This window comes from Cupriavidus sp. 96C5-1 (assembly GCF_057798855.1).
The window spans coordinates 165,626-174,734 of the sequence record NZ_JBYOJU010000013.1 but is presented as its reverse complement, the minus strand read 5'-3'; the positions used below and the strand labels follow the sequence as shown (position 1 = coordinate 174,734).

General features: G+C 66.9%; 5 protein-coding genes and 2 pseudogenes. 4 read left to right on the top strand and 3 right to left on the bottom strand.

The window, feature by feature from the left end; all coding sequences use genetic code 11:
* Positions 1–2,789: pseudogene (locus AC3FOF_RS17030) on the bottom strand (hypothetical protein); the annotation flags it as partial.
* A 52-nt stretch (positions 2,790–2,841) separates the two neighbouring features.
* Between AC3FOF_RS17030 and AC3FOF_RS17025 the strand changes: the two are divergent.
* The 4 genes and pseudogenes from AC3FOF_RS17025 to AC3FOF_RS17010 all read left to right on the top strand — a co-directional run bounded on the left by AC3FOF_RS17025 (position 2,842) and on the right by AC3FOF_RS17010 (position 7,432).
* Positions 2,842–3,105 carry a hypothetical protein gene (locus AC3FOF_RS17025; protein ID WP_488727212.1) on the top strand — a complete coding sequence of 88 codons (264 nt, stop codon included), beginning with the start codon at positions 2,842–2,844 and terminating at the stop codon, positions 3,103–3,105.
* A 12-nt stretch (positions 3,106–3,117) separates the two neighbouring features.
* Positions 3,118–4,476 (top strand): methyltransferase family protein, encoded by a 1,359-nt coding sequence (locus tag AC3FOF_RS17020; protein WP_488727211.1) that lies wholly within the window; start codon positions 3,118–3,120, stop codon positions 4,474–4,476.
* Positions 4,477–4,540: 64 nt separating this feature from the next.
* Positions 4,541–4,829 (top strand): annotated as a pseudogene (locus AC3FOF_RS17015) (transposase family protein); the annotation flags it as partial.
* A gap of 509 nt (positions 4,830–5,338) precedes the next feature.
* Entirely contained in the window at positions 5,339–7,432 is a 2,094-nt protein-coding gene (locus AC3FOF_RS17010; RefSeq protein ID WP_488727210.1) for a sensor histidine kinase, read from the top strand.
* Between the two features lie 12 nt (positions 7,433–7,444).
* Here the strand turns inward: AC3FOF_RS17010 and AC3FOF_RS17005 are convergent, their stop codons facing one another.
* Both AC3FOF_RS17005 and AC3FOF_RS17000 read right to left on the bottom strand, forming a co-directional pair.
* Positions 7,445–8,149 (bottom strand): response regulator transcription factor, encoded by a 705-nt coding sequence (locus AC3FOF_RS17005; protein ID WP_488727223.1) that lies wholly within the window; start codon positions 8,147–8,149, stop codon positions 7,445–7,447.
* Between the two features lie 324 nt (positions 8,150–8,473).
* Positions 8,474–9,100 (bottom strand): ATP-binding cassette domain-containing protein, encoded by a 627-nt coding sequence (locus AC3FOF_RS17000; protein ID WP_017228935.1) that lies wholly within the window; start codon positions 9,098–9,100, stop codon positions 8,474–8,476.
* Positions 9,101–9,109 lie beyond the last annotated feature (9 nt).

Here is a 9,109-nt window from a genome sequence, read left to right as displayed (position 1 = left end):
GGTTCGTCGAGCGGTTCGGGTTCGTCGAGTGGCTCGGGTTCGTCGAGTGGGTCGGGTTCGTCGAGTGGTTCGGGTTCGTCGAGTGGCTCGGGTTCGTCGAGTGGCTCGGGTTCGTCGAGTGGCTCGGGTTCGTCGAGCGGTTCGGGTTCGTCGAGTGGTTCGGGTTCGTCGAGTGGCTCGGGTTCGTCGAGCGGTTCGGGTTCGTCGAGCGGCTCGGGTTCGTCGAGTGGTTCGGGTTCGTCGAGTGGTTCGGGTTCGTCGAGTGGTTCGGGCTCGTCGAGTGGTTCGGGCTCGTCGAGTGGTTCGGGTTCGTCGAGCGGCTCGGGTTCTTCGAGCGGTAGCGGATCATCCGGCAGCCCGTCGGGAGGCTCCGGATCGTCAGGTGGATTTCCGGTGCCGATTCCGCCGCCTCCGGCGCCGGCGCCCGTTCCCGTGCCGATGCCGTCGCCGCCGCCACTGGATCCGCCCTCCGGCAGTTCGAGCGGCAGCGGCGGTTCGTCGGGCAGCAGCTCCAGCGGCGGCAAGCCCGATGACGCGGGCTCGTCGAGTGGTAGCGGCGGTTCGTCGAGCGGCAGTTCCAGCGGCTCGGGTTCATCGAGCGGTAGCGGCTCATCGTCCGGCGGCAGCGGTTCGTCGAATGGCGGCGGCAGCTCGTCCAGTGGCAGCGGTTCGTCGTCCGGCAATGGCAGTTCGTCGAGTGGCAGCTCCAGCGGTGGCAAGCCCGATGACTCGGGTTCGTCCAGCGGCAGCACGTCCAGTGGCTCGGGTTCATCGAGCGGAAGTGGTTCGTCGGGCGGCAGCGGTTCCTCTTCCGGCAATGGCAGTTCGTCGAGCAGCAGCTCCAGTGGTGGTAAGCCCGATGACTCGGGTTCATCGAGCGGCAGCGGGTCCTCGTCCGGCAGCGGCAACTCGTCGAGTGGCAGCTCCAGCGGCAGCACGTCCGGTGGCTCGGGTTCATCGAGCGGCAACGGTTCGTCGTCCGGTAGCAGCGGCTCGTCCAGCGTAAGCTCCAGTGGCGGCACGTCCAGTGGTTCGGGTTCATCGAGCGGCAGTGGTTCATCAGGCGGCAGCGGTTCCTCTTCCGGCAGCGGTAGCTCCAGCGGCAGCACGTCCGGTGGCTCGGGTTCATCGAGCGGCAGTGGTTCGTCGGGCGGCAGCGGTTCCTCTTCCGGCAGCGGTAACTCCAGCGGCAGCACGTCCGGTGGCTCGGGTTCATCGAACGGCAACGGTTCGTCGTCCGGTAGCAGCGGCTCGTCCAGCGGAAGCTCAAGTGGCAGCACGTCCAGTGGCTCGGGTTCATCGAGCGGCAACGGTTCGTCGTCCGGTAGCAGCGGCTCGTCCAGCGGAAGCTCCAGTGGCGGCACGTCCAGTGGTTCGGGTTCATCGAGCGGCAGCGGGTCCTCGACCGGCAGCAGCAGCTCGTCGAGTGGCAGCTCCAGCGGCGGCAAGCCCGATGACTCGGGCTCGTCGAGCAGCGGTGGTTCCTCGTCCGGCAGCGGCGGTTCGTCCAGCGGCAGCGGTTCGTCGTCCAGTAGCGGCAGTTCGTCGAGTGGCAGCGGCTCCTCGTCCGGCAATGGCCGTTCGTCGAGTGGTAGCTCCAGCGGCAGCACGTCCGCCAGCTCGGGTTCGTCGAGCGGCAGTGGCAGTTCCTCGTCTGGCAGCGGCTCGTCCAGTGGCAACAAGCCCGACGACTCAGGTTCATCGAGCAGCAGCGGTTCGTCATCCGGCAACGGCAGTTCGTCGAGCGGCAGCCCCAGCGGCGGCAAGCCCGATGACTCGGGCTCGTCGAGCAGCGGTGGTTCCTCGTCCGGCAGCGGCGGTTCGTCCAGCGGCAGCGGTTCGTCGTCCAGTAGCGGCCGTTCGTCGAGTGGCAACGGCTCCTCGTCCGGTAATGGCCGTTCGTCGAGTGGTAGCTCCAGCGGCAGCATGTCCGCCAGCTCGGGTTCGTCGAGCGGCAGTGGCAGTTCCTCGTCTGGCAGCGGCTCGTCCAGTGGCAACAAGCCCGACGACTCAGGTTCATCGAGCAGCAGCGGTTCGTCATCCGGCAACGGCAGTTCGTCGAGCGGCAGCCTCAGCGGCGGCAAGCCCGATGACTCGGGCTCGTCGAGCAGCGGCGGTTCGTCCAGCGGCAGCGGTTCGTCGTCCAGTAGCGGCAGTTCGTCGAGTGGCAGCGGCTCCTCGTCCGGTAATGGCCGTTCGTCGAGTGGTAGCTCCAGCGGCAGCATGTCCGCCAGCTCGGGTTCGTCGAGCAGCAGTGGCAGTTCCTCGTCTGGCAGCGGCTCGTCCAGTGGCAACAAGCCCGACGACTCAGGTTCATCGAGCAGCAGCGGTTCGTCATCCGGCAACGGCAGTTCGTCGAGCGGCAGCTCCAGCGGCGGCAAGACCGATGACTCGGGCTCGTCGAGCGGCAGTGGCAGTTCATCGTCCGGCAGCGGCTCGTCCAGCGGCAACAAGACCGACGATTCAGTTTCATCGAGCGATAGTGGCTCATCGGGCGGCAACGGCGGTTCGTCGAGCAGCAGTTCCAGCGGTGGCAAGACCGATGACGCGGGTTCGTCCAGCGGCAGCGGTTCGTCGTCCGGCAACGGCAATTCGTCCGACGGCAGCTCCAGCGGTGCCGGCACATCGTCCGGTGGCTCCGGTTCGTCGAGAGGCGGCACCTCACCGTCAAGCGAAGGCGGCAACGCGGCATCCGGCACCCGCCTGGCGCCGAACGATGCCGCCGCGCAGTCCGGCCGCCGCGATGCCGCCGGCAGCGCGAACGGCCCCGCCGAGGATCCGAACGGCATCTCGGTCACCGTAAGCCTCAAGGCTTCGGGCCATCCGTCCGATCTCATTGCGGTGTCGGTGCCGAAGGCGATGGCGCGGCCGGGCAGCCATTTCCGCTTTGCGCTGCCCGCGCAGGCGGTACCGGGCGCGGCGCAGGGCGCCACGGCCCGGGTGACGCTGGCCGATGGCCGGGCCTTGCCGTCGTGGCTGCGCTTCGCGCCGCAGTCGCGCGCGTTCACCGCCACGTCGGTGCCGACGGGCGCGCTGCCGGTGCAGGCGGTGATGACGGTGGGCGATGTGCGCGTGCCGCTGGTGATCACCGAGCGCAACCAGTAAATGAGGTGGGATGTGACTGAGAACGATGTGGCAAAAGATGGGTGCCAGGCCGGCGCCGCGACGGACGGGAAGCGCGCCAGCAAGCGCGAGCCGAGGGCGGCGCGACCGCGCTCGGCCACCCACGGCGCAGTGGCCGCCGCCGGCTTGGCAGCGTTCCTGCTGGCGCTGGTTATCCTGCGCACCGACCGGCCCTTCGGCGACGATGTGGTGAAGTCCGCGCTCTTCATGCTCGGCATGACCTCGGCAGCGGTGCTGCTGGTGGACCTGCTGTGGCTGAAGGCGTACCGGCGCGCGTCGACCGGGCTGGACTTCGGCCGCGATCATCCGTCGTGGCAGCGCAGCCTGTTCAAGTTGGCCGGCCTGTTCGGCAGCCTGGGCTTCGTCGCGCTGCTGTACTGGCTGTTCCCGGAGTACCACGGCGATTACTACGACCGCTACTACGCGATGCTGCGGCTGGTGCTGCCGCCGTGGCTGGCGCTGGCGCTGCCGTACTTCTACTTCGTCGACCGCAGGATGGCGCGCCCGCTCGATGGCTACTGGCACCTGGGCCGGATGGTGGCCATGCGGTGGGACAAGGTGGATGCCCGCATCGTCGGCCAGCATCTGCTGGGCTGGCTGGTGAAGGGCTTCTTCCTGCCGCTGATGTTCACCTATATGTGCAACGACCTGGCGCGCTTCCTGTCCGCCGACTTCAGCCAACTCACCGGCTTCAAGGCCTGGTTCGACCTGCTGTACGGCCTGTTCTACTTCATCGACGTGGGACTGGTGGCGATGGGCTACCTGCTGGCGCTGCGCGTCGCCGACACGCACCTGCGCTCGGCCGAGCCGACCATGCTGGGCTGGGCGGTGGCGCTGGTCTGCTACGAGCCGTTCTGGTCGCTCTATGGGCGCCAGTACCTGGCCTACGACACGGACTTCAAGTGGGGCGCCTGGCTGTGGAACACGCCGCTGCTGTACACCATCTGGGGCAGCGCCATCCTGCTGCTGACGGCCATCTATGTCTGGGCCACGGTCAGCTTCGGCGCGCGTTTCTCGAACCTGACCCACCGCGGCATCATCACCAACGGCCCCTACCGCTGGACCAAGCATCCGGCCTACGTGGCCAAGAACCTGTCGTGGTGGATGATCTCGATTCCCTTCATCGTGCACGGCCCGGCCGGCGAGACGCTGCGCCACTGCCTGCTGCTGCTGGCCGTCAACGGCATCTACGTGCTGCGTGCCTGGACCGAGGAGCGGCACCTGTCGCGCGATTCCGGCTACCTGGCCTATGCCCGCTGGATCGACCAGCACGGCATGTTCCGCTTCCTGCGCCGCCTGCCGCTGCCGGGCCGGCGCGTGGCGGCCGCCGGCGGGGCGGGCTCGCCCGCTTGACCAGCGGACCGGGCCCGGCGCGCCCGCTTACCCAGGCGCAAACTGCTGGACGATCGTGCTCACGGGTATTCCATCGGCGCTGATACTGACCGGCGCCAACCGCAATGACGTCCCCTGACTGGTGGCGCTGATCGAGGCGATTCTTCCGATCCGCGGCAACCGGGGCCGCCCCTGGTCCAAGCGACGCATCGTTCAGGGGGCACGGCTACTGCCACGACAAGTACCGCAAGCCCCTGCACGCTGCCGGCATCGCCCCCGAGATCGCTCGCCGCGGCGAGCCCCACGGCAGCGGTCTTGGCAAGACGCGCTGGGTTGTCGAACGAAACATTGGCTGGCTGCACCGCTGTATGCGACAGCCCCCGAGCGGGACCAGGCCATCCGGCCCAGGAAACGCTCCTAACAAACCGGCACATTCCCCGCCCCGCCGCCCGCTGAAGCCCTCCGCAGCGCCAGGTGCAAGGAAAAAGGCTTCGGCAAGACCGGCACCGGGACCAGCATCTCTGACAGGCCTCCCTGCGCGGCAGATTTTCCCGGGCATGGATCCGGGGATCGCCCCGCCATGTTTGACCAGCCGGGAATCCGACGATCCGCGTCCAATCCGTGACCTGCCCAGCCCTGCTGGAATCCCCGTCCAACACCCCGATCCAGAGTCTCCGAGATGTCCGTGCCATTCCCGTCCCCGACCCAATTCACCTCCACGCCAGCGGCCTGCCAGGAATGCTGACAAGTTCTGACATTGGCACCGGCGGCACCAGAAGCAACCGCGGGTGGGCTATAGTCCTGCCGCTGCGGCACACGCATCGCGGCACGCTGCCTGGCGCTCCGGTGGCGCGGTACAGGTACACAGTGATTGGAGGAAGGTTTGAAGAAAGGCAAGTGGCGAGAACTGCACCGCGCCGGCTCCAGCCCGGTAGCCGCCATGATCCGGGCGCTTTGCGTCGTCCTGTTTTGCACCCTCATTCCCGGCACGGTGCAAGCCGGTTTGCGCCTGCCGGCTTCAGGAAAGATCGCACTTGACCGCCATTGGGAGCTGTTGCTCGACCCACAGGACACCCTGACCGTCGAGCAGATGGGGCAACCTGAAATCGCCACCGCCTTCCGCCCGCAGACCGCGCCGCCGGCGCTGGGCTACCGGCATGGCAGCGTGTGGCTGCGCATCACGCTGACACGGCCGGAGGACGCCTCGCCGCAATGGCTGCTGCAGTTGGGATCCGCCCTGCTCGACGACGTCACCCTCTACACGCCCCAACCTGGCGGCGGCTACGGCGCACGCATCGCCGGCGACCGGCAACCGCTGGAAGGGCGCGACGTCTTCCACCGCACGCCGGTCTTCCTGCTGAACCTTCCGCCCGAGCATCCTGTCACCGTTTACGTACGCGTGCGCAGCACCAGCACGCTCAGCTTCCCGCTGACGATTTGGTCGCCGGATGCGTTCATCGGCGCCATCGGTACGGAACAACTGCTGTTCGGACTGTTCTACGCCGCGCACCTGGTGCTGCTGATTACCTGCGGATGGTTCTACTGGGTGACGCGGCACCGCTCGTTCGGGCTGTTCAGCCTGACTGTGCTGGCCGACATGTTCACATCGATGTCGGCCGAGGGCTTTACCTATCAATACCTGCTGCCGGGCTGGCCGCTGCTCGCCGATACGTTGTATGTCGTGAGCTGGTTCTCAGCCGTGCCGTTGGGCGTACTGTTCACGCTGCACTATCTTGGCCTCTTTGACTCTTCATGGCGGCCCTGGGTGCGCGGCTTCTCGAACCTGACCTGGGCGGTTGCCATCCTCTCCGCACCTTTCCTGGTGGTCGTCAACATCTGGTGGGTACGTCCGCTCAACCTGCTCTGGGAACTGGTCGTCATCGGCGTATTGCTCGGCCTTTCGGGCTGGATGACCTGGCGCGGCTACCGGCCGGCACGTGTCATTCTGCTGGTGCTCACGCTGCTGGTTGGCGGCACGGTGCTGCGGCTGGCGCGCAATGTCGGCTGGATCGATCCGGGCGTGTTCGTCGATAACGCCAGCTACCTGGGCATGATGGCCTTTCTGCTGATCATGAACTCCGCCATCAGCCGGCAGTACACCGACATGCGTTCGCAAAAGGAATCGGCCCAGGCGGAAGCGCTGCGCGTCGCACGCCAGGCCGAGCGCGACCTGGAGGCCAAGGTGGCACTGCGCACGCAGTCCCTGCGCGAGGCGATGGCGCGCGTGGAGGCAGCGTTGTCGCTGGAGCGGCGCGCGCAGGAAGAGCAACGGCAGTTTCTGGCCACGGTCTCGCACGAGTTGCGCACGCCACTGGCCGTGATCGACATCACGGCACAGAACCTGGAACTGGACGATACCGAAGGCGACCCGCAGGCGTCGGCGCGATACAAGAAGATCCTGCGCGCCACGCAACGCATGACGTTGCTGCTCAACGACTCGCTCAACGAGAGCTGCTTCGAGCTGCTGCACCATGGCGCACGGCCCGCACCTGTCGACCTGGCCTCGCTGCTGGAAGATGCCGCGGCCGCAGCGCACCTGCTCTCCGAAGGGCATGCGCTGGCAGTGGACGCCTATGCATTGCCCAAGGACTTCCAGTGCGACGCAAGCCTGCTGCGGCTGGTCCTGCGCTCACTGGCCGACAACGCTGTCAAGTACACACCGGTCGGTAGCCGCGTAACGCTGCGCGGGCGCACGGTGGCGCAGGGCGTCGAACTCGAGGTACAAGACGACGGCCAGGGCATCCCGACGGCCGACCTGCCCCATATCTTCGACCGCTTCTATCGCGGCCAGAACGCGGGCCGGAAGCCAGGAACCGGGCTGGGGTTGCCGCTGGCACGGCGCATGGTCGAGATCCAGGGCGGTTCGCTCACGCTGGAGAGTACCCCGGGTCGCGGCTGCCTTGTACGCGTCTTTCTTCCGGCAGAGCCATGCCCAGGCTCGCTCGCACCCGACGGCGCAGTGCTGCAGCCGCTCTGACCCGAGCGGCGCTCATGCTACCGACAGCGGCGCGGCAAAGGTGTAGCCCTTGCGATGCGCAGTCTTGAGCGGCAGTTCCGATCCCGCCTCGCAGCGCCAGCGCTGGCGCAGACGGCTGACCAGGGTTTCCAGCCGGCGCTCGTCGTAGTGCATCCAGTTGAAGCCGAAGCCCTCGGCGATCTCCCGGCGCTCGACCGGCTGGGCCGGATGGCGGGCCAGCATTTCAAGCAACCTGCTTTCATTGCTGGAAACGATCAGCCGGTCGCCGGCCGGGTCCTCCAGCGTGCCGGCCTGGAGGTCCAGGCGCCAGTTGACGACCACGCGCCGGCTGAGCGCACGCAGCACCGCATCAAACTCCAGTAGTTTGATCGGCTTGACCAGGTAGTGGTCCGCACCATCGGTCAAGCCACGCACACGATCGTGCGTATCGCCAAGGGCCGTGAGCATGACGATGCCGCAGCCCGCACGCTGCTCCCGAAGCCAACTGACGGCATCGAAGCCGGAGCCGTCCGGCAGCATGACATCGACAACCGCGATATCCGCCTGAAGGGCCTGTGGTCGAAATTCCGCCAGGGTACTGGCGTGGCTGACCTGCCAGCCGCGCTTTTGCAGGAAGACCGCGATTTCCTCGCGTAACTCGGCTTCGTCTTCAAGCAGTAGAACTCTTCCCATTTCCAGAATCTCGCCAGAATGTTGCACGGTGGACGACGCGCGCACGCCGTCCAAGCTCAACAACATTACGGACGCCCGGCAGCAATCTTTAGCTGCCGTAGATGGGATCGCTTCAGATTTTCTGAAGCACGACGGCAACGGCCGCGTCGCCGCACCATCGGCGACCTGCTGCTGGCACGCGCGCCGATCGCAGCCCGCAGCGCTTCTACAGCCCGTCCGCGCGGATCCAGCGCGAGCGCAAGGCCTACTGCGGCATCCTGATCAGGCTGACCATTTCACCATGTCCGCATCCGTCATGGGCCTTCACGTGGTTCACCAGCACGAGGCGCCGGACGCTGGAAGGCACTGGCGGGGTTCGTTCGGCTTGCTTTAGCCCGCAGGCGACAGCAATTCGCCGAGCGGGACAACACTGGCCCCGCAGGCATTGATGAATGCGCCGTCGTGGCTCGCAAAGAGCGTGAGCCTCGTTGCCGAACGCTCGACGATGCGGCGCTCGACCACCGCGCGGGCGGTGAGGTCGAGCCCATTGCTCGGCTCGTCGAGCAGCAGCACTGGCGTGTTGCCAATCCAGGCCGCACACAGAAGGAATTTCTTCTGCGTTCCTAGCGACATCGCGGAGAACCGTGTGGGGAGGTGGGAAGTCAAGCCAGCCTCCTCGACCATGTCCATGACCGAATCATCCACGCGGCATGCCCGGGCCGTTGCGACGAAGTCGAGCAGATCGTACCCTGTCATGAAGGGATAGATCGGACTTTGATCTGGCGCATAGGCGAGCCGCTGCCGCGCTCGGACCGGGTCGCGAGCCAAGCTGAGCCCATCGATCCACACCTCCCCGGCGTCTGGCGCGATAGCTCCCGCGAGCAAGGCCAGCAGCGTCGACTTGCCGCTGCCGTTGGCCCCTTGCAGCGCATAGGCGCCCGGCCCCAATGTGCCGGCGGCGCCGTGGATCACCTGCCTCCAGCCGAACGACTTGGACAATCCCTCGAAACGCAGCACAGGCCAATC